Genomic DNA, 21,920 nt, shown 5'->3' on the forward strand with positions numbered 1-21,920 from the left:
CGGTCAGCCCCAGGCGCTCCACACTCCGTAAGCGCTGGTCAGCGTCAGCACGATACCAACCAGGATCAACATCTGCTTGGCCGGGAAGTGCTTGGCCGCCCAGGCGCCGAGCGGGGCTGCCAGCAGGCCGCCGATCAACAGGCCCAACGTCGCTCCGGCGAGCTTCTCGATACCGAGGTGCCAGATGAACGAGGCGGAGATCGTCACCGTGAGGAAGAATTCTGCGGCGCTGACCGTGCCCACGACCTTGCGCGGCTCGGCCCCCTGGATGAGCAGGTTCGAAGTGACCACGGGTCCCCAGCCCCCGCCGCCAGCGGCGTCGAGGAAGCCGCCGATGAGGCCCAGCGGCGCCACGAGCTTGGCTTCCTTGAGCTTGGGCGGGTACATGAACCCGCGCCACAGCAGGTAGAGGCCGATCGAGGTCAGGTAGAGCAGGACAAACGGTTTCACCACGGCAGCATCGAGGCTGGAAAGTACGTAAGCACCCGCGAAACCGCCCACCATGCCAGGCACGACCAGATGCACGAAGAGCTTCCCGTCGATGTTCCGGTGGAGCAGATGGCTCAAGCCCGAAACGCCGGTGGTGAATACCTCCACGATATGCACGCGCTGCGAAGCGTGCGCGGGCGGAACACCCAGCACGCCCACAAGCAGCGTGTTCGAGATGACCCCGAAGGCCATTCCAAGCGCACCATCGACCAGCTGTGCGGCAAAACCTACCGCGATAAATGGCAGCAAGGCAGCAAGGTCGAAATCGCCAAACGGCATGCGGCAGTCCCCTTCGTTGCGTGTTCTGCGGCTATCGAACCCATTCTCAACCAAAAAGATAGAGAATCATTCAGGCGCAGAAGCGTGGCTATTTAGGGGAAATGCGGCCTAACTGCGGCAAAGGGGGCAACTTAGCCAAAAGCGCCTAAGTCCCTCCAAAAGAGGCTAACTCCGCCGGAATCGGAAGTACCAGACTTCGTGGCCATCCCGCCTCGCCTTCGCCTCGTACCGGGTCTCGCTCCACCCACCGGGGCGATTTTGCCAGCTCTCGGGTCCGTCCACGAGCCATTCGAACTGAAGGGTGTGGCGGCGCATGATCATCAACGCGTGCCGCAGATAGACGGGATGATCGGTGCCGAATCGGAACTCGCCGCCCGGCTTGAGCTTGGCGGCAAACATGTCGACCGGGCCATCGTTCATCATGCGCCGCTTGGCGTGGCGCGCCTTGGGCCAGGGATCCGGATGAAGCAGGTAGATGAACGAGAGTGCGCCGTCCGGCACGCGCGACAGCACTTCGAGGGCGTCGCCGTGGTGAAGCCGGATGTTGGCGATCGGCGGGTGCGAGCCGTGGTCGCCGCTCACATGGACCAGCGCCTGGGCAACGCCGTTCACGAAGGGCTCGCAACCGATGAACCCGTGGCTGGGAAGCAGGTCGGCCCGCGCCGCCATATGCTCGCCGCCGCCAAAGCCAATCTCGAAATGGAGCGGACAGTCCTCACCGAACAGGCGTTCGGCCGTAACGGGACCCTCGGCCGGCACGGCGATCTGCGGCAGTAGCGTATCGACCAGGTCCTGTTGACCGGCGCGCAGGGTCTTGCCCTTGGAGCGGCCGTAGAGCCGGTTGAGAGTGGTCGGATCACCCGACTTGTGTGCGGTCATGGCGCGCCCGCTAGGCGGCAGGGGGTGGCGTTGTCCAGCGCCAACTCCCCTCCCGCTTGCGGGAGGGGCTGGGGGCGGGCCCGTCCGCGTCCGAGGGGCCTGGCCCTCACACCCACCCCTAACCCCTCCCGCAAGCGGGAGGGGGGATCAACCAAGAAAGAGGCCCGCCTCCATCGGAAGCGGGCCCATAGTCTCTAGGAGTACGATAGTTAACTAGGAGAACGTAGTCAGGCCGCTTCGACCTCTTCGCCCGGGTCACGCAGCACGTAGCCACGTCCCCATACGGTTTCGATATAGTTTTCGCCGCCGCACGCGCTCGAGAGCTTCTTGCGCAGCTTGCAGATAAACACGTCGATGATCTTCAGTTCGGGTTCGTCCATTCCGCCGTAAAGGTGGTTGAGGAACATTTCCTTGGTCAGCGTGGTGCCCTTGCGGAGCGAAAGCAGCTCCAGCATGGCGTATTCCTTGCCAGTCAGATGGACGCGCGCGCCATCGACTTCCACGGTCTTGGCGTCGAGGTTGACCGCCAGCTTGCCGGTGCGGATGACCGACTGCGAGTGTCCCTTCGAACGACGCACGACGGCGTGAATGCGAGCGATCAGCTCGTCCCGATGGAACGGCTTGGTGACATAGTCGTCGGCGCCGAAGCCGAAGCTGCGAATCTTGGAATCCATTTCCGAAATGCCGGAAAGGATCAGTACCGGCGTCTGCACCTTGGCGACGCGCAGTTTCTTGAGCACGTCATAGCCGTGCATGTCCGGCAGGTTCAGGTCGAGCAGGATGATGTCGTAATCATACAGCTTGCCGAGGTCCAAACCCTCTTCGCCAAGATCGGTCGAATAGACGTTGAACCCCTCGGTCGTGAGCATAAGCTCAATCGCCTTCGCGGTGGTCGGTTCGTCTTCGATCAACAGAACGCGCATTGCTGCCCCCCTAGAACCACCTGGTAACGGACCGCTAACAGGTGTTGCCCGGAATTAACCACGACATCTCTCAACGAAAAAGGTTAATTTTTCCTTTAACGTTTTCCCGAGAATCGGGCGATACGGGATTTCCGCTATGCGACGCGGGCGAGCTTCTTCTGCCGCCGGCGCTGGACCGAAGAACCGATCCCGATCGCCTCGCGATACTTGGCCACGGTGCGCCGGGCGAGGTCGAAGCCCTTCTCCTTGAGTAGCTCGACCAGTTTGTCGTCGGATAAGATATCGTCGGCGCTCTCGGCTTCGCACAACGCGCGGATCTGGGCTTTCACTGCCTCCGCGGAAACGGCACCCTCGCCATCGGACGACGCGACGCCGCTGGTGAAGAAGTACTTGAGCTCGAAAGTGCCCCGCCCGCAGTTGAGGTACTTGTTCGAGGTAACGCGGCTGACTGTGCTTTCGTGCATCTCGATCGCTTCGGCCACCATACGCATGGTCAGAGGGCGCAGATGCGATACCCCGCGGCGGAAGAATCCTTCCTGCTGCTTCACGATCTCAGCGGCCACCTTGAGTATGGTCTTCTGCCGCTGGTCGAGCGCCTTGATCAGCGAGTTCGCCTCCGACAGCCGTTCGCTCAGCCAACGGCGCGCGCCGCGGTCGACGCAGCCGCTGCGCAGCTCGACATAGTAGGGTCGGTTGACGATGAGGCGGGGAAGCGTCGCCTGGTTCAAGGCGATCTCCCAGCCCTTGTCGCCGTCACCGGAGATAAGGATGTCGGGCACGACAGGCGCTCGCTCGCCGCCGCCATGGCGCATGCCCGGCTTGGGATCGTAACCGCGCAGCTCGATGAGCATGTCGGCAAAATCCTCGTCGTCGACGTCGCACATGCGCTTGAGCCGGGCGAACTCACCCCTGGCGACAAGTTCCAGATTGTCGATCAGCCGCGCCATGCAGGGGTCGTAGCGATCGGCCTCCTTTGCCTGGAGCGCGAGGCATTCGGACAGGCTCCTCGCGCCGACGCCCGTCGGATCGAGCGTCTGCACGACCGCCAGCGCCTCTTCGACCCGCGCCAGCGGCACGCCGAGGCTGTCGGCGACTTCGAGCAGGGGCGTCGAAAGATAACCGGCCTCGTCGATCAGCCCTATCAGATGCCGGGCGACGAACAGGAGCGCATGGTCCGAGCTGACGGCCCCGATCTGCGCTTCAAGATGCTCGGCCAATGTCGGCTCGTCATCGCCGCGTTCGTCGATGCCCGGTCCCTCTTCGCCGCCGCCGAGCGTCGCCGTGGCCGACCAGTCGCCGGTGTCGCGATCGCGGTCGAGTGCCGTCACGTCGATATCGAGCGGCGCATCGGCCTCCCCCTGGCCACGCAGGATGAGCTGGTCCGCCGAAGGATCTTCCGGGGCCTCTTCCCGAGTGTCGGGTTCGGCTTGGCGCTCAAGCGAGATCTCGCCTGCTTCGAGCAACGGGTTGTTGTCGAGCGCGTCGCCGATGAAGGCTTCGATTTCGAGGTTGGACAGAGCCAGCAGCTTGATCGCCTGCTGGAGCTGCGGCGTCATCGTGAGCGACTGGGATTGCCGCAGGTCGAGCCGAGGCCCCAGTGCCATCGAAGCCTCCCCCTACACCAAGCCTAGAGGGTGAAGCTCTCGCCGAGGTAGAGCCGGCGCACATTCGGGTCCGCCACCAGATCCTCGGGACTTCCGGCGAACAGCACCTGTCCGCCGTAGATGATGCAGGCACGATCGACGATGTCGAGCGTCTCGCGCACGTTGTGGTCGGTGATCAGCACCCCGATGCCACGCCGCTTGAGGTCCCTCACGAGCTCTCGAATGTCGCCGATCGACAGCGGGTCGATGCCCGCGAACGGTTCGTCCAGCAGCATGATCGAGGGCTTGGCCGCCAGCGCGCGGGCAATTTCGCACCGCCGTCGCTCGCCGCCGGACAGGGCCATGGCGGGGCTGGAGCGCAGGCGGGTGATGTGGAATTCGTCGAGAAGCCGGTCGAGCTCGGCCGCGCGGACATCCCTGTCCGGTTCGACCATCTCGAGCACGCAATTGATGTTCTGCTCCACAGTCATACCGCGGAAGATCGAGGTCTCCTGCGGCAGGTAGCCGAGGCCAAGGATAGCCCGGCGGTACATTGGCAGGTTCGTCACGTCGACGCCGTCCATCAGGATGCGGCCGCTGTCGGGGCGGACGAGGCCCATGATCGAATAGAAGCAGGTCGTCTTGCCCGCGCCGTTCGGTCCGAGCAGGCCGAGCACCTCACCCTTGCCGACGGTTAGCGAGATGTCCGACAGCACGGCCCGCTTGTCGTAGCTCTTCGCGATCGAGACCACCTCGAGCCCGCCTTGCGGGATGGGCGGTGCGGCATTCACAGGCGCTTCTGCCATCGCGGAGGCGAGCGCCTGGGTGTCGAGGGTGGTTTCGTCGAGCGGGGTCATAGCTTCAGGTTCAGTCCTTTAGCACGGCTTGCGGCGGTTTGAACCCCGTTGGCAGGATTCCTGCATGACCCGTTCGGAACCTAAGGCGGAGTGACAAGGTTACTACTCTTGAAACACTGTCATGGTGGTGAGATAGTCCGAGTCGGGAATGCAGAGGAGGAATGGCGCGTGAATAAAGCGCTTCAGGAATCTGCGGCAACGCAAAAAGTCACTGCGCCAAAGACGGCCGGACAGAAGCCCGCAGGAAAGAAGCTCGATTGGCGACGCAAGATGAGCGACCACGTCGCTTACGCTCTGCTGGCATACACCGGTCTGCAAATCTGGGTAACGATGGGCGCTCTCAAGAGCGGCCACAGTTCGATCCTGCCGTATTTCGCACTTATCGTACTGGTCGCCGCAATCATTCCCGCCTGCCGCATGTTCGAGCAGCGCTGGGACGGTATCAGCGATAGCGAAGCCTCCAATCCCGAGCTTGCCGACAGGTTCAAGCGAGACCGCCTGGTGCTGTGGCTCTGTGCTCTTGGACTGCCGTTCCTTCTCACTGGACTGTTCAAGGTCGCCTACTCACTGATGTAGCGCCTTCTGGTCGCCGGACATGGAGGCCGAGGCCGAGGGGCCCGAACGGATGATCGGGCGCTATTCGCCCGATGTGGCCCGACTGGGCCGATCCCTCATTGCGCGAATGCGGGCGCGGATCCCCCAGGCCCATGCCCTCGTCTACGATAACTACAACGCACTCGGCGTGGGCTTCGCGCGGGACCTTTCGTCGGCCAGCGTCATCATCTCGGTGGTGCTTTACCCGCGATGGTAAGCCTGTTCTTCTTCAAGGGAGCGCTGCTGCCCGATCCGGCGGGTCTGCTGCGGGGCGGCGGTACGATCATCCGCCACATTCGCTTCCAGGACATACGGGAGTTCGAGAATCCCGAAGTCGAGTCACTGATCTCCGCGGCGCTCGAACTGGTCGAGCCGCCGCTGGATCCTTCCGCCGATGGCCGGCTGGTCATCAAGTCGGTTTCGGCGAGGCAGCGGCCTCGCCGCCCCGCCTAGTCGCAAAAGTCAGGCAGCTGCCTTGTTGTAGCGTTCGATCGCTTCGACGGTGATCTGGCGCGCCGCGGCGGCATCGCCCCATTCCCCGACACGCACCCACTTTTCGGACTCCAGGTCCTTGTAGTGCTTGAAGAAGTGCTCGATCTGCTGAAGCACGATCGAAGGCAGGTCTTCCCGTTCACCCACGTCCGAGTAGTACGGGAAGGTCGAATCCACCGGCACGCAGATCAGCTTTTCGTCGCCGCCATGTTCGTCCTCGAGCACGAGCACGCCGATCGGACGGGCGCGCACGACGCAGCCCGGGATGAATGGCGAGCGCGAGATAACCAGCGCGTCCAGCGGGTCGCCATCAGGCGACAGCGTATGCGGCACGAAGCCGTAGTTCGCCGGATAACGCATCGGCGTATGCAGGATGCGGTCGACGAACAGCGCGCCACTTTTCTTGTCAAATTCGTACTTTACCGGTTCGCCGCCTGTCGGGACCTCGATGATGACATTGAGGCTCTCGGGCGGATTGTCCCCGGTAGGAATGTGTTCGATACGCATGGATGCTCGCTTCCATAAGGATAGGCTGGCACCCCTCCCATATTTTTGCGGCGCGACTAGAGCATGGGATGCAGCTTGGCGAGAGCGAATTGCCGAAGCGTGAAAACTGCGGCATCAACCGGTTCAAGCGGTGCACGACAAGCCGCAAGTCCCGGATGAGAGGAAACCGATGCACGTAGGCCTTGCCTCAGGATTCGCGCACCAGCGCGGCGACAGCTATTCGGACACGCAGTTCATTCGCGAGGAGGTCGAGAACCTCGTCCTCGCCGAAGAGCTGGGATTCGATTCGGTCTGGATCACCGAACACCACTTCACCGACTATTCGATGTCGAACGATCCGCTGCAGCTGCTCACCTATATCGCCGGGCGCACCAAACGGGTGAAGCTGGGGACGCAGGTCATTATCGCGCCGTGGCGGGACCCGGTGCGGCTGGCCGAAGCGATCATCAACCTAGATATCATCTCCGGCGGCCGGGCGATCCTCGGTTTCGGGGGCGGCCTTTCGCCGGACGAATTCCGCGGCCTGCGAGTCGACCAGAACAAGTCCCGCGCGCTCTACAACGACGTCCTCGACATGGTCATACCGGCGATCGAAACCGGCATTCTCGAAGGTGAGACCGAAACCATCAGCCAGCCTCGCGTCGAGCTGCGGCCACGGCCATTCAAGAGCTTCGAGGGGCGCAAGTTCTGCGGTTCCCTCTCGGGCACCTCGATGTTCGCGGCGGCCCGCCACGGGTTCGGCAACATGGTCCTGATGCTGCCCCAGCGAGGCAAGGAAGTGGGGCCCGACAAGTACGTCGAGGTCTGGCAGCAAGTGCATGGAGCGGGCACCCGTCCGCCCGCGCCGATGGTCAGCGGCAACTTCTACATCGACGAAGATGCCGACTTCGCCGCTGAGCAAGGCCACAAGTACCTCGCGAACACGATGAGGGCGGCGGTCAAGAACTACAGTCTCGACAAGCCCGGGACCTTCGCGGACATCAAGGGTTACGAGAACTACGAGAACATGACCATGCCGCCCGAAGCGGTAGAGGAATACTGCCAGAACTTCGGCCATGGCGCGGTGACCGGCACGCCGCAGATGATCCTTGAGCGGATGTGGGAACTGAAGGAGGTTTTCAAGCCGCAGGGCTTCTTCCCGCACCTTTATTTCGGCGGCATGCCGCAGGAAGAGGCGCTCAAGAGCATGCACTTGTTCGCCGAGAAGGTGCTGCCCGAGGTCAAGAGCTGGGAGGCCGATGCGTCGATCGACGATCGCTTCCTGGAGGCCGCCGAGTAAGCTCCGTTTCCGGGAGTGCGCACCGATCCCCTTCCGCTGGCGGGAGGGGGACTAGCCCCCCAGGACGTTGATGGCGAAGGCGATCAGCCCAATGTTGAACAGGAACGCGCCGAAGGTGTGCAGCAGCACGATCCGGCGAATGCCGTTTGCCGTGATCTGCACGTCCGAGGTCTGGAACGTCATGCCCAGGGTGAAGGCGAAATAGGCGAAGTCGTGATAGTCGGGCGTCTTGGTACCGGGAAACTCCAGCCCGCCCGCGTCCCCGCCATCGGCTCCGATCGCATAATAGGCATGGGCGTAGTGGAGCGCGTAGACGCTGTTGGCAAAGAGCCAGACCAGGATCAGCGTACCAACCAGCGTGACCACGGCGGCGGGATCACCGGTCCGCGCGCCGCGCAGCTCGCCGATGATGGCAGCCATGGCGACGGCGGTTAGCAAGGTGCTCAGAAGCAGGATCAGCACCCGGTTGGCATCGTTGGCCGCCGCATGGCTGCGCAGGATCTCGGGCGAGGAATAGCGCACCAGCCCAGCCAGCGAGATCAAGAATACCAGGGCGGCGACGTCGAATGCCACGGCCACCCCGTCGAGCCAGCCGCGTTGCCCGAGGCCCATGACATAGCCCGCGTAAGTCAGGACGAGCACGCCGAGGAACAGCAGGAACCGTGGCGGGGCAATGCGATTGCCGATCGAGGGACGGGAGTGCGCCGGGTTCACGGGACCACCATAGCGCCTTTGCGTGCCTTGGCGCCAGCAACGCGTCTTTGCGAACCGATGCTTTGCAGCTAAGCGCCGGGGCGCATGAGCAGGATCGAAACGCCCAAGCCCATCAGGGGCACACAAGACATCTTCGGCGCCGAGGCAGAGGCCTTCGCGCACGTGGTCGAAACCTTCGAGCGGGTGCGCAAGCTCTACCGCTTCCGCCGCGTCGAAATGCCGGTCTTCGAGAAGACCGAAGTGTTCAGCCGCTCGCTAGGCGAAACGACCGACGTGGTCTCGAAGGAAATGTACTCCTTCCTCGACCGAGGCGACGAGTCGCTGACCCTGCGGCCGGAGTTCACCGCCGGGATCGCCCGCGCCTACCTCACCGACGGCTGGCAGCAATACGCCCCGCTCAAGGTCGCCACTCACGGTCCGCTGTTCCGCTACGAACGGCCGCAGAAGGGCCGCTACCGCCAGTTCCACCAGCTCGACGCCGAGATCATCGGCGCCGCCGAGCCGCAAGCCGATGTCGAGCTGCTGGCGATGGCCGACCAGCTCCTCAAGGAGCTCGGCATTGCCGACGGCGTAACGCTGCAGCTCAATACGCTCGGCGATGCGGAGAGCCGGGAGGCCTGGCGCGCGGCGCTGGTCGAGCACTTCCGCGAGTCCCGCGATGCCCTGTCCGAGGATTCGCAGGAGCGGCTGGAGAAGAACCCGCTGCGTATCCTCGACAGCAAGGATCCGCGCGACAAGGCGCTGGTCCACAATGCTCCGCGCATCGACGACTTCCTCAGTGGCGAGGCCGAGAGGTTCTTCCTTCAAGTAACCGATGGCCTCGATGCCGCTGGCGTTGCCTGGACGCGCAATGCGGCGCTGGTGCGCGGGCTCGACTACTATCGCCATACGGCGTTCGAGTTCGTGACCGATCGGCTGGGCGCTCAAGGCACAGTCCTGGGCGGAGGGCGCTATGACGGGTTGATGGAGAGCCTCGGCGGCGCGCCGACTCCAGCGGTGGGCTGGGCTGCCGGGATCGAGCGCCTGGCGATGCTGGTGACCGACGCGGGCAGGGTTGCGATCGACACGCTCGACGTGATCCTGGCGGTTGAAGACGATCGCGCCCTGCGTGTGGCACAACAGTCGCTCGCCCAACTTCGCCGCGCGGGCTTTTCAGCCGACATGATTGCCAGCGGTTCGCCGCGGAAGCGGTTCGACAAGGCGGTGAAGGCGGATGCGCGGGTGATCCTCGGCCTGACTCACAACGAGGACCAGGTCGTGCGAAGCCTGAAGGGACCGGACGACTGGGTGGAGAAGGTCGACGCGGTGGTCCTGCCGCTGATCCTGGCCCAAGGCCAATGACCATCCCCGAAGAGCGCCTGGCGCAGATTGCCAACCGCTTTGCCGAACTCGAAGCGCGGCTCGCCTCGGGTCAGCTGGAAGGCGAGGCTTTCGTGGCTGCCAGCCGCGACTACGCGGAGCTCGAACCTGTCGCCAAGGCGGCGCAGGAAGTGCGCGACATGCGCTCGGAAATCGCCCAGCTCGCCGCGCTCACCGAAGATCCGGAGATGCGCGCGCTGGCGGACGAGGAGCTCGCCGACCTTCGCCAGAAGCTGCCCGAGGCCGAGCGGGCGCTGTCTATCGCGCTGCTGCCGCGCGACGCGGCCGACGCGCGTCCGGCGATGCTTGAAATCCGCGCCGGCACAGGCGGGGATGAGGCGGCGCTGTTCGCGGGCGACCTCTATCGCATGTACGAGCGCTTCGCCGGTGAACAGGGGTGGAAGGTCGAGCCGATCTCGATGAACGCCAGCGATGTCGGCGGATTCAAGGAAATCGTCGCCAACGTCGCGGGCACGGGCGTGTTCGCCAAGCTCAAGTTCGAAAGCGGCGTGCACCGCGTGCAGCGCGTGCCCGCGACCGAGAGCGGTGGGCGGATCCATACCTCGGCGGCGACCGTCGCCATCCTGCCCGAGCCGACCGAAGTCGACGTGCACATCGAGGACAAGGATCTCAAGATCGACATCTATCGGTCGAGCGGTGCGGGCGGGCAGCACGTCAACACCACCGACAGCGCGGTCCGTATCACTCACTTGCCCAGTGGCATCGTCGTGATCCAGCAGGACGAGCGCAGCCAGCACAAGAACCGGGCAAAGGCGATGCAAGTGCTGCGCGCCCGTCTCTACGAGAAGATGCGCGAAGAAGCCCATGGGGTCGAGGCCGAGGCGCGCAAGGCCATGGTCGGATCGGGCGACCGCTCCGAGCGCATCCGCACCTACAACTTCCCGCAAGGCCGCGTGACCGACCATCGCATCGGGCTGACGCTGCACAAGCTCGACGAAGTGCTCGAAGGGCCGGGTCTGGGAGAACTGGTCGATGCCCTGATCGCGGAAGACCAGGCCAAGCGGCTCGCCGCGCTCGGCGAATGACCACGGTCGCCGAAGCGATCCGCCAGGCTGCCATCCGTCTGGGGCCGGTGTCCGATACCGGCCGCCTCGATGCCGAGCTGCTGATGGCGCATGCCTTCGGCGCTTCGCGTTCCGACCTCTTGCTGCGCCACATGCAGGCCGAGGCGCCTGAGGGATTCACCGCGCTTGTCGCACGCAGGGAACGGCACGAGCCGGTGGCGTATATCCTTGGGCGAAAGGAGTTCTACGGACGAGAGTTCCTCGTCGCTCCCGGTGTCCTCATCCCTCGTATGGACAGCGAGACGACGGTGGCCGCGGCTCTCTCGGCGGTGCCGACGCCCCGTCGCGTGCTGGACTGCGGGGTCGGCTCGGGCGCCTTGCTGCTCACTGTACTGGCCGAAGTGCCCGGAGCGACCGGGGTGGGCATCGATCGCGCCGACGAGCCGCTGGAAATCGCGTCGGCCAATGCCGCCCGGCTGGGACTTTCCGGCCGAGCCGAGGTCCGGCGCGCCGACTGGAATCAACCGGGCTGGGCCGACGGCCTGGGCGAATACGACCTTATCCTGGCCAACCCGCCTTATGTGGAGGCAGACGCTCCGATCGCCCCGGCTGTACGCGATTGGGAGCCAGAGGGCGCGCTGTTTGCGGGCCGCGAAGGCCTCGACGACTACCGCGTCCTGGTTCCGCAGTTGCCGAACTTGCTGACTAAAGAGGGGGCGGCGGTCCTTGAGATTGGCGCGGCCCAAGCCGACCAAGTGGCTGGAATCGCCGAACTAGCCGGCTTCTCGCGCGAATTGCACCTCGATCTCGGCGGCCGGCCTCGAGCGCTGGTGTTGAAAAAGCTTGGCGATTAGGGCTTGGCAAACAGCAATCGACTCACTAACTCTCGGTTCAGGCCAGCGGTGGGAGGCGAAAGCCGGCACCGGGCCAGAACTCCATCATTTGCCAAGTACACGGGGGCTACCGCCCGCCGAAAGAGCAGATGGGGAACCACGAAGCGTATTTCCTTGCCCAGGAAGCGTCGTGGATGGGGGATGTGCGACCGGGAGGCCGGTCATTAATCGAGGAAGCAGATTTCCTTTGAACCAGAATCGCAACAATAATCGTCGTCGCGGCCGCGGCAACAATCGCGGTGGCCAAGGTGGCGGCGGCGGCAATCCCGGAAACCGGATCGACAGCCGGGCCCGTGGCAACGCTCCGCAGATGCTCGAAAAGTATCGCAAGCTGGCGCACGATGCCTCGCTGAACGGCGACCGCGTGCAAACTGAATATTACCTGCAATTCGCGGACCACTATTTCCGCGTCGTGGCGGACAGCCGTTCGCAGAAGGACGAACAGCGTCCGCGGCGCGAGCAGGATCGCGACGATCGCGACGGGTACGAAGCCGAGGACTACGAAGCCTACGAGCAGGACCAGGGCGGCCGCGAGCCGCAACAGCAGCCCCAGCGCGGACGTGAACGCGACCGCAACGACGATGATCGCCGTCCGCGGGACGAGGCTCCTCGTCTTGGCGAAGGCGTGCGCGCCAGCGAAGGTGAAGAGGCTGCTACGGCGGACGACAATCCGTTCACTCGCGAGGCCCGCGCCCCGCGTCCGCGTACTCGCGGTCGTGGACGCGCGGCCAATGACGCCGAGGCCGGTGAGCGTGGAGCCGAACCCACTGCGAACGACGAAGTGTCGAGTTTCGACCCCGGCTTGCTGCCGCCGTCGATCGTCCGTGAAGAGGAGGCCGCACCGCGTCCCCGCCCGCGAACGCGCACTCGCAAGACCCGCCCTGTCGAAGATAGCGGCGACGAGGCTCTCGAAGCTGTAAGCTGACACGGCTTGCACCAAGCGCCATGGCCCGCCAAACGCATGCCATGGCGCTTGTGCTGAGCTCATGGCGATACCTGGCTGACCGTCCACGCCTGAGCGCGCTGGGCCTTGGCGCCCTTGCGGCCACGGGATTCCAGCCTCTGGGGCTTTGGCCGCTAGCCCTCGCGACGATGGCGCTATTCGCGGCCCTCGTCGCGGAAGCGCCTGACACCCGACGAGCCGCGGCGCTCGGCTGGTTTTTCGGGCTCGGACACTTCACCTTTGGCAACAACTGGATCGCCGCAGCGTTCACCCATCAGGCGGAAATGCCTGCGGTGCTCGGTTGGGCGGCGGTGCCGATCCTTTCACTCTACCTCGCGATCTACCCGGCGCTTGCCGCCATGGGCGCTCGAGCGATCTCACGCGGGGGACTGAACTGGACCCTGGCCTGGGCTTTCGCTGGATGCTGGACGCTATCGGAATTGATGCGCGCGTCGGTATTCAGCGGCTATGCCTGGAATCCGTTCGCGATGGTCCTGCTTGGTCCGTTCGACCGCCCAGGGCTCGCCGCTATCGCTCCTTGGATGGGCACTTACGCCCTCTCCGGTGTGGCCGTATTCCTCTCCATTGCGCTCGCGGTGCTGGTGAGAGAGCGGCGCAATCGCGTGGCGCTGCTGGTCGCAATCCTGCTGGTCGTCGGAATGTACTTGCCCGCTCCGGCAGAGCGCGAGGGCAAACTGAACTTTACCCTGGTCCAGCCGGACCTGCGCCAATACCGCATCAGCGATCCACTGTACTACGAAGCGAACTACCTGCGTCTCGCCGAATTCACCCATCCTCGGCAGCCGGGACAACTGCGGCTCGTGCTGTGGCCCGAATCCGGCCTCGCGGACTATATCGAGCCCGGCTACCCGCAGCGCTATTATGACCGGATGACCGCTTTCGGCGATCCGGAGTTGGCCCGCGCGAGGATCGGGCGCCTGATCGGGCCGGGCAGCGTGCTGCTGACCGGTGCCGTCGAACTGGAGATCGCGGGCGGACGGGCGGTGGGGGCCTACAACTCGGTCAGCGCGCTTGACGAAGGAGGCGCCATCCTCGGCAGCTACGACAAGGCGCATCTGGTGCCTTACGGTGAATATCTGCCGATGCGCCAAGTGTTGGAACCCATCGGGCTCAGCCGGTTGGTGCCGGGATCGATCGATTTCATTCCGGGCCCTGGCCCCCGCACGCTCGATCTCGGCGCTCTTGGCAAGGCCGGGGTGCAGGTTTGCTATGAGATCGTCTTTTCCGGGGAGGTGGTCGAACGCGGCAACCGCCCGGATTACATCTTTAACCCATCGAACGACGGTTGGTTTGGAAGCTTCGGCCCGCCACAGCACCTCGCCCAGGCCCGCCTGAGAGCGATCGAGGAGGGGCTTCCCGTGCTTCGTTCCACCACGACCGGGATCAGCGCTGTGATCGATCCGCACGGCGTAGTTAGACACCACCTGCCGATGCACAAGGCTGGCCGCATCGATGGCACGATACCACTGGCCGCCAGCCCAACGCCGTTCTCACAGCTCGGCAATGCGCTTGCGGTTGTGTGGGCCATGGTATTCCTTGGCCTCGCCTATATTGCGTCCCGGAGGGGGCGTCGTTAGACCCGTTCAGCAACGTACTCGAGGGAACCCAGCCTAAATGCGTCAGAGTTACCTGTTCACGTCCGAAAGCGTGTCCGAAGGCCATCCGGACAAGGTCTCGGATCAGATTTCAGATGCAATCGTCGACCTGTTCCTTTCGAAGGATCCGGAAGCGCGCGTTGCTTGCGAAACCCTCACCACGACGCAACTGGTGGTGCTGGCGGGCGAAATCCGCTGCAAGGGCGTGTTCGAGAACGGCGAGTGGGCGCCCGGTGCACTCGAGGAGATCGAAAAGACGGTTCGCAACACCGTCAAGGATATCGGGTACGAGCAGGCCGGCTTCCATTGGAACGAGCTTCGTTTCGAGAACAACCTGCACGGCCAGTCGGCGCACATTGCGCAAGGCGTCGATGCCAGCGGCAACAAGGACGAAGGCGCCGGAGACCAGGGCATCATGTTCGGTTTCGCCTGCGACGAGACTCCCGATCTCATGCCGGCGACGCTCGACTACAGCCACAAGATCCTGGAGCATATGGCGGCCGACCGTCACTCTGGCGCCGCTCCGTTCCTGGAGCCGGACGCCAAGAGCCAGGTCACGCTCAAGTTCGAGAACGGCAAGCCCGTCGCTGCCACTGCCATCGTCGTCTCCACCCAGCACGCCAAGGGCTATGACGAGGGCGACAAGGAAGCCGAGCTCCACGCCTACGTGAAGAAGGTGATCGCGGACGTGCTTCCGGCGAACCTGCTGTCGAATGGGACCGAATATCACATCAACCCGACGGGCTCGTTCGAGATCGGCGGGCCGGACGGCGACGCGGGCCTCACCGGTCGCAAGATCATCGTCGACACCTACGGCGGCGCCGCACCACACGGCGGTGGTGCGTTCTCGGGCAAGGATCCGACCAAGGTCGACCGCTCGGCCGCCTACATCACCCGGTACCTCGCCAAGAACATCGTCGCCGCCGGCCTGGCCAAGCGCTGCACGATCCAGCTGGCCTACGCCATTGGCGTGTCCAAGCCGCTTTCACTCTATGTCGACACCCACGGCACGGGCACGGTGGCAGACGACAAGATCGAAGCTGCGATCCAGTCGATCGACAAGCTCGGTGGCCTGACCCCTCGCGGCATCCGTACGCATCTGGGTCTCAACAAGCCGATCTATCGCAAGACCGCCGCTTACGGCCACTTCGGCCGCACGCCTGAGGGCGACTTCTTCCCTTGGGAAAAGACTGACCTGGTGGACGACCTCAAGGCCGCGCTGGCCTGACGCAGGCCCAATGCCCCTCCCGCTCGCGGGAGGGGTCAGGGGTGGGCCGTTGGGGGCGCTACTTCTCGGCCACCGCGGCGACGTCCCGCGCCAGATGACGGCTGGCCAGTAGGTAGTGCAGCCCCGCCCAGACGTAGAGCGCACCCGTAATCGCCATGGCGACGGAGAGTCCTTGTGCTGGGCCGAAAGACGCCGCCATGTGGTCGCTCAGCCATCCCAGCAGAAACGGCCCAAGCGCGCTGGCGACGCCATAGACGACGTTGAGCACGGCAAAGGTCGAGACGCGCATCCTCGGGTGCATCAGGTTCTGCAGCGCGGCGTAGGTGATCCCCAGGTAGCCAAAGTTGAGGAACGTCGCGATGCTGATGAGGCCGAGCAAGAGGCCGAGGCTCTCGCGGGTAATGGCGAAAACGTAGAGTGGGCCACCTACGATCAGGCATACCGCAGGAATGAGGGCATAGGCCGCCGGATTCTTCGCGCCCAGCTTGTCACCCAGCCAGCCGCTGCCGACCACCGAGATCGCGGCGGGTAAGCTGGCGATAATACCCGAATAGAGCCCGGCTTCGGCCAGGCCGACACCGAACTGGCGCATCATCAGCGAGGTGAAGAAGTAGTTCAGCCCGAAACCGAGCATGGCCGCAAGAGAGGAACCGATCACCAGATTGCGCGCGCTGGGCAGGACAAACAACCGGTGCAGCACCGCCTTCATCGGCGGCACTTCGTCGGTCACGACCTTGTCATAGCGGCCGCGTGGCGGCTCAGCTACGAACAGCCAAGCCAGCAGCGCCAATACCAGGCCGGGGATCGCAGCGATCAGGAAGGTGGAACGCCAGTCGAACTCCTGCGCGATCCAACCTCCACCGACGAAGCCGACGAAGGCGCCGATCGGTGGGGCAAGCATTAGGATCGAAATCGCCAGGCCCCGCTTCGAGGGTGGGAAATAGTCGGAAAGGACCGATTGATTACTTGGCAGTCCGATGGCCTCGCCAAGGCCCACTCCCATGCGGGCCAGCAGCAGCTGGGTCCAGCTCACTGCCCAGCCGCAGGCCGCAGTCGCGACAGACCAGAATAGCGTGCCCGCAGCGATCAGCGACAGTCGCCGTGCTCTTTCGGCATAGCGGGCAATGATTAGGGCGACGCCAACGTTGAGCAGTGTAAAGGCCGTACCCATCAGCGAGACTTGCGTGTCGCTCAGCTGGAACTCGCCCTTGATCGGCTCGACCAGAACGTTGACCACGATGCGATCGATGAAGCCGACGGTGTTGATCGCCATCAGCAGGATCAGCGCCAGCCAGGGCGAATCGCGGCGCGTATTAAAGGGCATTCCCATTTCCTCCCAGGTCCGCTCATTCGGCGGATTGGAAGGAACTTGCCAAGGGTTGCGGGGATTTGCGAGCGCCGATTAGCGCGCGTTGCGGAAATCCTGCGTAATCGTGCCGGCTTCGCGCAATTCGGCCTCGTGACTTTCCTCGCGCCATTCTTCGGCGAGAGCTTGGGTCTCCCATTCCTTCATCGCGGGATGGGCGATGATCCGTTCGACCCACTCGGCGCCGCGCCCCACCTTGAGACCGTAAGTCCGGATGCGAAAGGCGACTGGGGCGTAGAAGGCGTCGGCGGCGGTGAACGAAGGGCCGGCCAGCCAGGGACCGCCGAGCCGCAAGAGGCCCTCTTCGAAGATCTCCTGCACCCGCGCGACATTGCGCTGCAGGGCCGGGGACATCGGCTTGGGCTCCACCCGCACGCCGACATTCATCGTGCAATCGTTACGCAGGGCGCTGAAACCCCCGTGCATCTCGGCCACGATCGATTGGGCATAGGCCCGAGCGTCGCGGTCCTCGGGCCAAATTCCGCCATGCCTGTCTGCCAGGTAGAGCGTTATCCCGAGCGAATCCCAGACCCGCCGATCTCCATCGATCAACACGGGTACTTGCCCTGTGGGAGAAAACAGGCGGAAGTCTTCGTAGTTATCGGGCTTGGCGAAGGGCTCAAGCCGGTCGTCGAATGGAATGCCCAGCGCCGTCATCAATAGCCAGGGCCGCAGCGACCAGCTGGAATAGTTCCGGTTGGCGGTGATCAGCGTGTATCGCATGGCTGCGTCAGACAAGATAACTTGCCGTGGTCTTGAGCGCCACCTCTTCCGCGCTGACACCCGGGGCGAGCTCGATCAAGCGAAATGGGCTCGCGTGATCGGAGCGGTGGAACACCGCGAGGTCGGTCACGATCATGTCGACCACGCACTTGCCGGTGAGCGGCAGGGTGCATTCGGGGATGAACTTGGGACTGCCATCCTTGGCGGTATGCTCCATGACGACGATGATCCGCTTGACCCCGGCGACGAGGTCCATCGCCCCACCCATGCCCTTCACCAGCTTGCCCGGAATCATCCAGTTGGCGATGTCGCCGTGCTCGGACACTTCCATCGCGCCGAGCACAGTGAGGTCGATATGCCCACCACGGATCATGGCAAAGCTCGCGGAGCTGTCGAAGTAGGCGGTCTGCGGCAGTTCGCTGATGGTCTGCTTGCCAGCGTTGATCAGGTCGGCATCGACTTCGTCGGGATAGGGAAACGGCCCGATTCCCAGCATGCCGTTCTCCGACTGCAGCGTCACCTCCATCCCCTTGGGAATGTGGTTCGCCACCAGCGTCGGGATGCCGATGCCGAGGTTAACGTAGAACCCGTCCTGCAATTCCAGCGCCGCGCGGGCCGCCATCTCGTCGCGCGTCCAGGTCATTATGCGGCCTCCCTCTCGCGCGTGGTCACAAACTCGATCTTCTTGTCGTAGGGACTGCCCACGATCATCCGCTGGACGTAGACCCCGGGCAAGTGGATGCCGTCGGGGTCTAGGCTGCCGGTGGGAACGATCTCCTCCACCTCGACCACGCAGACCTTGCCGCATGTCGCGGCCGGCTGGTTGAAGTTCCTCGCGGTCTTGCGGAACACGAGGTTGCCGGTCTCGTCGGCCTTCCATGCCTTGACGATCGCAAGGTCGGCGAAGATGCCGCGTTCGAGGATGTAGTCTTCTCCGTCGAACTCTTTCACCTCCTTGCCGTCGGCCACCAGGGTGCCGACGCCCGTCCGGGTATAGAACCCAGGAATACCCGCGCCTCCTGCGCGCATGCGTTCGGCCAGGGTGCCCTGGGGGCAGAACTCGACCTCGATCTCGCCAGCCAGGTATTGCCGCTCGAACTCCTTGTTCTCGCCGACGTAGGAGCTGATCATCTTGCTCACCTGCCGTGTGCGCAAGAGTTTGCCGATGCCTTCGTTGTCGATCCCGGCGTTGTTGCTGGCGAAAGTCAGGTTCTTGACCCCACTCGCCTGGATCGCGTCGAGCAGACGTTCGGGCAAGCCGCACAGGCCAAAGCCCCCCGCGGCTATGAGCATGCCGTCGCGCAGTAGCCCGTCGAGGGCGGCGCTGGCATTGGGGTAGAGCTTCTTCATGGACGGCTCCCGCTGGGGCATCGGTTGTGGTGACCAGACGCATCGTTAGGCAAGGCGTGTGCGGCTGTCACCCTCGGCGCGACCTGCAAACCCTCCATCCCAAAAATCATGCTGCGACGCAACATCCAGGGGGTTCGCATGCATTGAGAAGTTTGCGGCATCGCCGGCGAACACATGTGTAAGTTAGAAAGTCATATATTTCAAAATGATAGTACGTTGTTGCGCAAAGTGCAACATGACTTGCGCTTTTCGCACTTGCGAGATGAACGGCCTCGCCGCATATGGAGCAGGCCTTTCAGGCATCCTCTCCCAAACTTCCAAGGCCCGGCCGGCAACGTCCGGGTCTTTTTTTGTCCGCCTTCCGCGCGACTTTCTGGGCCTCGTTCGGCACCTTCTTTCGGCTCACCGGTTTGCAATCGGGGGGCGGCGCACCTAGCTCTCCGTCGAACGAGATTGAAAGCGAGAGGGCGATGGCAGACGCGGCTGATGCGAAAGTGGAACAAGGAGAGGTCCGGCTGCAAGTCGCCGCCGCGCGTCAGGAAGAAAGCGGCACGGGCGTCGCCCGCATGCCGCGCAGTGCCTTCAAGACCCTCGGCATAACCGAAGGAGACGTGGTAGAGCTGGAAGGCAAGCGAGTAACGGCCGCCATCGCGCTTCCCGCCTACGCCGAGGACGACACGCTCGATGTCGTGCGCCTCGACGGTCTCCAGCGCGCCAACGCCCAGACTTCATCCGGCGAGCACATCAAGATCCGCTCCGCCGAATCGCGGCCCGCGACCCGGGTGGTGTTCGCACCCGCCCAGCGCGAGATGCGTCTGCAGGGGCCGACCGAGGCTCTGAAGCGCGTATTCTTCCGTCGTCCGCTGGTAGCGGGCGACCTCGTCGCAACGCACGGCCAGCAGCCCGTGCAGGATGTGCCCGCGGCCGTCCGGCGCATGTACAACGCCCCGGCCTATGCGCTGACCCAGATCCGACTCCAGGTCGTCAGCACCGTGCCCAAGGGCATCGTCCACATCGACGAGAGTACCGAGGTGGAACTGCGCGCCGAGTTCGAAGAGCCGAGCGACAGCCGCGGTATCATCAACTACGACGATGTCGGCGGCATGCAGGAAACCATCGACGCCCTGCGCGAGATGGTCGAGCTGCCGCTGCGCTATCCGGAGCTGTTCACCAGGCTCGGCGTCGATCCGCCCAAGGGGGTGTTGCTGCACGGCCCGCCCGGCACCGGCAAGACGCGCCTGGCCCAGGCCGTGGCCAACGAAAGCGACGCCGAATTTTTCATCATCAACGGGCCGGAGATCATGGGCTCGGCTTATGGGGAGAGCGAGAAGCGACTGCGCGAAGTGTTCGAGCAGGCGCAACGCTCGGCTCCGGCCATCGTCTTCATCGACGAGATCGATTCGATCGCGCCCAAGCGGCAGAACGTGACCGGTGAGGCCGAGAAGCGGCTGGTGGCCCAGCTCCTAACCTTGATGGACGGGCTGCAGGCGCGCTCCAACCTGGTGGTCATCGCCGCCACCAACCGGCCCGACGCGATCGACGAAGCCTTGCGCCGTCCCGGCCGCTTCGACCGCGAGATCATCATCGGCGTGCCCGACGAGCAGGGCCGGCGCGAGATCCTGGCGATTCACACCCGCGGCATGCCGCTGGGCGAGGGGGTGGATCTCAAGGAACTGGCGCGGAGCACCCACGGCTTCGTGGGCGCCGACCTAGCCGCCCTCGCCCGTGAAGCGGCGATCGAGGCGGTGCGGCGGATCATGCCCAAACTCGATCTCGACGCCCGCACGATCCCGCCCGAGGTGCTGGAAGACCTGCAGGTCGAAAAGGACGACTTCCGCGCGGCACTCAAGCGCGTGCAGCCAAGCGCCATGCGCGAAGTCATGGTCCAGGCGCCGACCATCGGCTGGGCCGACATCGGCGGCCTCGACGATGCGCAGGAAAAGCTGCGCGAAGGGGTGGAGCTGCCGTTGCGCAACCCCGCCGCCTTCGAGCGCCTCGGCATCCGTCCGGCCAAGGGGTTCCTGCTCTATGGTCCCCCGGGAACGGGCAAGACACTGCTGGCCAAGGCCGTCGCCAAGGAGGCCGAGGCCAACTTCATCTCGATGAAGAGCTCCGACCTGCTGTCAAAGTGGTACGGCGAGAGCGAGCAGCAGATCAGCCGCATGTTCGCCCGTGCGCGCCAGGTGGCGCCGTGCGTGATCTTTATCGACGAGATCGACAGCCTTGTCCCCGCACGCGGCAGCGAGGCCAACGAGCCGCAAGTGACGGCGCGCGTGGTCAACACGATCCTCGCCGAAATGGACGGCATGGAAGAGCTGAACTCGATCGTGGTGATCGGCGCGACCAACCGTCCGGGACTGGTCGATCCTGCCCTTCTGCGGCCGGGCCGGTTCGACGAGCTGGTCTATGTCGGCGCGCCGGATCAGGCCGGGCGCTTGCACATCCTTGGCATCCACACGCGGGACATGCCCTTGGCGGACGACGTGAATCTTGCCAGCATCGCGGCCGAAACAGAGCGCTTCACCGGCGCCGACCTTGAGGACGTAGTCCGCAGGGCCGGTCTCATCGCCATCCGCAAGCGCGGCGAGAACGCGACCGAGGTGACCGGTCAGGACTTCACCGAGGCCCTGGCGGACAGCCGCGCGACCGTGACCGAGCAGATGGAGATGGAATACCTGCGAATGCGCGGCGAGCTGAAAAAGCGCGCGATGGAAGTGCGCCCGATCGGCTTCATCCACGAAGGCATGGTGGAATCGACGCGCGAGCGGAAGCACACGCCCGGGACTTAAGGCCAAATCCTCCCCGAGCTTGTCTCGGGGAG

General features: G+C 64.2%; 22 protein-coding genes. 11 read left to right on the plus strand and 11 right to left on the minus strand.

The window, feature by feature from the left end; genetic code table 11:
* Positions 1–3: 3 nt before the first annotated feature.
* From KK137_RS14710 to lptB, 5 genes are all read right to left on the minus strand, one after another.
* Positions 4–768: a sulfite exporter TauE/SafE family protein gene (locus tag KK137_RS14710; protein ID WP_214537283.1), complete on the minus strand. Its 765-nt coding sequence runs from the start codon at positions 766–768 to the stop codon at positions 4–6.
* A gap of 165 nt (positions 769–933) precedes the next feature.
* The gene (gene trmB, locus KK137_RS14715) at positions 934–1,647 is read right to left on the minus strand and encodes a tRNA (guanine(46)-N(7))-methyltransferase TrmB (RefSeq protein WP_214537284.1); all 714 of its coding nucleotides are present in this window, start codon (positions 1,645–1,647) and stop codon (positions 934–936) included.
* Between the two features lie 227 nt (positions 1,648–1,874).
* Entirely contained in the window at positions 1,875–2,570 is a 696-nt protein-coding gene (gene ctrA / locus KK137_RS14720) for a response regulator transcription factor CtrA (protein WP_055924986.1), read from the minus strand.
* Between the two features lie 134 nt (positions 2,571–2,704).
* The gene (gene rpoN, locus KK137_RS14725; RefSeq protein ID WP_214537285.1) at positions 2,705–4,174 is read right to left on the minus strand and encodes an RNA polymerase factor sigma-54; all 1,470 of its coding nucleotides are present in this window, start codon (positions 4,172–4,174) and stop codon (positions 2,705–2,707) included.
* A gap of 23 nt (positions 4,175–4,197) precedes the next feature.
* Positions 4,198–4,959 carry an LPS export ABC transporter ATP-binding protein gene (lptB, locus tag KK137_RS14730; RefSeq protein WP_214537547.1) on the minus strand — a complete coding sequence of 254 codons (762 nt, stop codon included), beginning with the start codon at positions 4,957–4,959 and terminating at the stop codon, positions 4,198–4,200.
* Positions 4,960–5,178: 219 nt separating this feature from the next.
* On the opposite strand from lptB, the gene KK137_RS14735 reads away from it, so the two are divergent.
* Genes KK137_RS14735 through KK137_RS14745 form a run of 3 tightly spaced genes read left to right on the plus strand, consistent with a single transcriptional unit; the run spans position 5,179 to position 6,057 of the window.
* Positions 5,179–5,586, plus strand: coding sequence for a hypothetical protein (locus KK137_RS14735; protein WP_338028097.1), 408 nt, complete (start codon positions 5,179–5,181; stop codon positions 5,584–5,586).
* 19 nt (positions 5,587–5,605) lie between these two features.
* Positions 5,606–5,821, plus strand: coding sequence for a hypothetical protein (locus tag KK137_RS14740; RefSeq protein WP_214537286.1), 216 nt, complete (start codon positions 5,606–5,608; stop codon positions 5,819–5,821).
* Positions 5,815–6,057: a DUF1801 domain-containing protein gene (locus KK137_RS14745; RefSeq protein ID WP_214537287.1), complete on the plus strand. Its 243-nt coding sequence runs from the start codon at positions 5,815–5,817 to the stop codon at positions 6,055–6,057. The genes KK137_RS14740 and KK137_RS14745 overlap by 7 nt, the downstream gene beginning before the upstream one ends.
* 9 nt (positions 6,058–6,066) lie before the next feature.
* Here the strand turns inward: KK137_RS14745 and ppa are convergent, their stop codons facing one another.
* On the minus strand, positions 6,067–6,603 hold the full coding sequence (gene ppa / locus KK137_RS14750; protein WP_214537288.1) for an inorganic diphosphatase: 537 nt from the start codon (positions 6,601–6,603) through the stop codon (positions 6,067–6,069).
* Between the two features lie 169 nt (positions 6,604–6,772).
* Here ppa and KK137_RS14755 point away from each other — a divergent pair, with 169 nt between their 5' ends.
* Positions 6,773–7,882, plus strand: coding sequence for an LLM class flavin-dependent oxidoreductase (locus KK137_RS14755; RefSeq protein ID WP_214537289.1), 1,110 nt, complete (start codon positions 6,773–6,775; stop codon positions 7,880–7,882).
* Positions 7,883–7,933: 51 nt separating this feature from the next.
* Here KK137_RS14755 and KK137_RS14760 read toward each other — a convergent pair whose 3' ends face one another.
* A complete protein-coding gene (locus KK137_RS14760) occupies positions 7,934–8,596 on the minus strand; it encodes a DUF1345 domain-containing protein (protein ID WP_338028099.1) in 663 nt (220 codons plus the stop codon).
* Between the two features lie 84 nt (positions 8,597–8,680).
* Here KK137_RS14760 and hisS point away from each other — a divergent pair, with 84 nt between their 5' ends.
* From hisS to metK, 6 genes are all read left to right on the plus strand, one after another.
* Positions 8,681–9,937 (plus strand): histidine--tRNA ligase, encoded by a 1,257-nt coding sequence (gene hisS, locus KK137_RS14765; RefSeq protein ID WP_214537290.1) that lies wholly within the window; start codon positions 8,681–8,683, stop codon positions 9,935–9,937.
* Positions 9,934–11,001, plus strand: coding sequence for a peptide chain release factor 1 (gene prfA / locus KK137_RS14770; RefSeq protein WP_214537291.1), 1,068 nt, complete (start codon positions 9,934–9,936; stop codon positions 10,999–11,001). Before hisS ends, prfA begins: the two co-directional genes overlap by 4 nt.
* Positions 10,998–11,834, plus strand: coding sequence for a peptide chain release factor N(5)-glutamine methyltransferase (gene prmC, locus KK137_RS14775; protein ID WP_214537292.1), 837 nt, complete (start codon positions 10,998–11,000; stop codon positions 11,832–11,834). Before prfA ends, prmC begins: the two co-directional genes overlap by 4 nt.
* Before the next feature lie 226 nt (positions 11,835–12,060).
* Entirely contained in the window at positions 12,061–12,798 is a 738-nt protein-coding gene (locus KK137_RS14780) for a DUF4167 domain-containing protein (RefSeq protein ID WP_214537293.1), read from the plus strand.
* 41 nt (positions 12,799–12,839) lie between these two features.
* Positions 12,840–14,414 carry an apolipoprotein N-acyltransferase gene (gene lnt / locus KK137_RS14785; RefSeq protein ID WP_214537294.1) on the plus strand — a complete coding sequence of 525 codons (1,575 nt, stop codon included), beginning with the start codon at positions 12,840–12,842 and terminating at the stop codon, positions 14,412–14,414.
* Positions 14,415–14,451: 37 nt separating this feature from the next.
* Entirely contained in the window at positions 14,452–15,660 is a 1,209-nt protein-coding gene (gene metK, locus KK137_RS14790; protein ID WP_214537295.1) for a methionine adenosyltransferase, read from the plus strand.
* Between the two features lie 58 nt (positions 15,661–15,718).
* Here the strand turns inward: metK and KK137_RS14795 are convergent, their stop codons facing one another.
* The 4 genes from KK137_RS14795 to KK137_RS14810 all read right to left on the minus strand — a co-directional run bounded on the left by KK137_RS14795 (position 15,719) and on the right by KK137_RS14810 (position 19,099).
* Positions 15,719–16,984: a spinster family MFS transporter gene (locus tag KK137_RS14795; protein ID WP_214537296.1), complete on the minus strand. Its 1,266-nt coding sequence runs from the start codon at positions 16,982–16,984 to the stop codon at positions 15,719–15,721.
* 78 nt (positions 16,985–17,062) lie between these two features.
* On the minus strand, positions 17,063–17,749 hold the full coding sequence (locus KK137_RS14800; protein ID WP_214537550.1) for a glutathione S-transferase family protein: 687 nt from the start codon (positions 17,747–17,749) through the stop codon (positions 17,063–17,065).
* A gap of 7 nt (positions 17,750–17,756) precedes the next feature.
* A complete protein-coding gene (locus tag KK137_RS14805) occupies positions 17,757–18,392 on the minus strand; it encodes a CoA transferase subunit B (protein WP_214537297.1) in 636 nt (211 codons plus the stop codon).
* On the minus strand, positions 18,392–19,099 hold the full coding sequence (locus KK137_RS14810; protein WP_214537298.1) for a CoA transferase subunit A: 708 nt from the start codon (positions 19,097–19,099) through the stop codon (positions 18,392–18,394). The genes KK137_RS14805 and KK137_RS14810 overlap by 1 nt, the downstream gene beginning before the upstream one ends.
* Before the next feature lie 470 nt (positions 19,100–19,569).
* Here KK137_RS14810 and KK137_RS14815 point away from each other — a divergent pair, with 470 nt between their 5' ends.
* On the plus strand, positions 19,570–21,888 hold the full coding sequence (locus KK137_RS14815; protein ID WP_214537299.1) for a CDC48 family AAA ATPase: 2,319 nt from the start codon (positions 19,570–19,572) through the stop codon (positions 21,886–21,888).
* Positions 21,889–21,920 lie beyond the last annotated feature (32 nt).

Origin of the sequence: Croceibacterium selenioxidans (assembly GCF_018599195.1) — a bacterium.
In the GTDB taxonomy this organism is placed as follows: Bacteria; Pseudomonadota; Alphaproteobacteria; order Sphingomonadales; family Sphingomonadaceae; genus Croceibacterium_A; species Croceibacterium_A selenioxidans.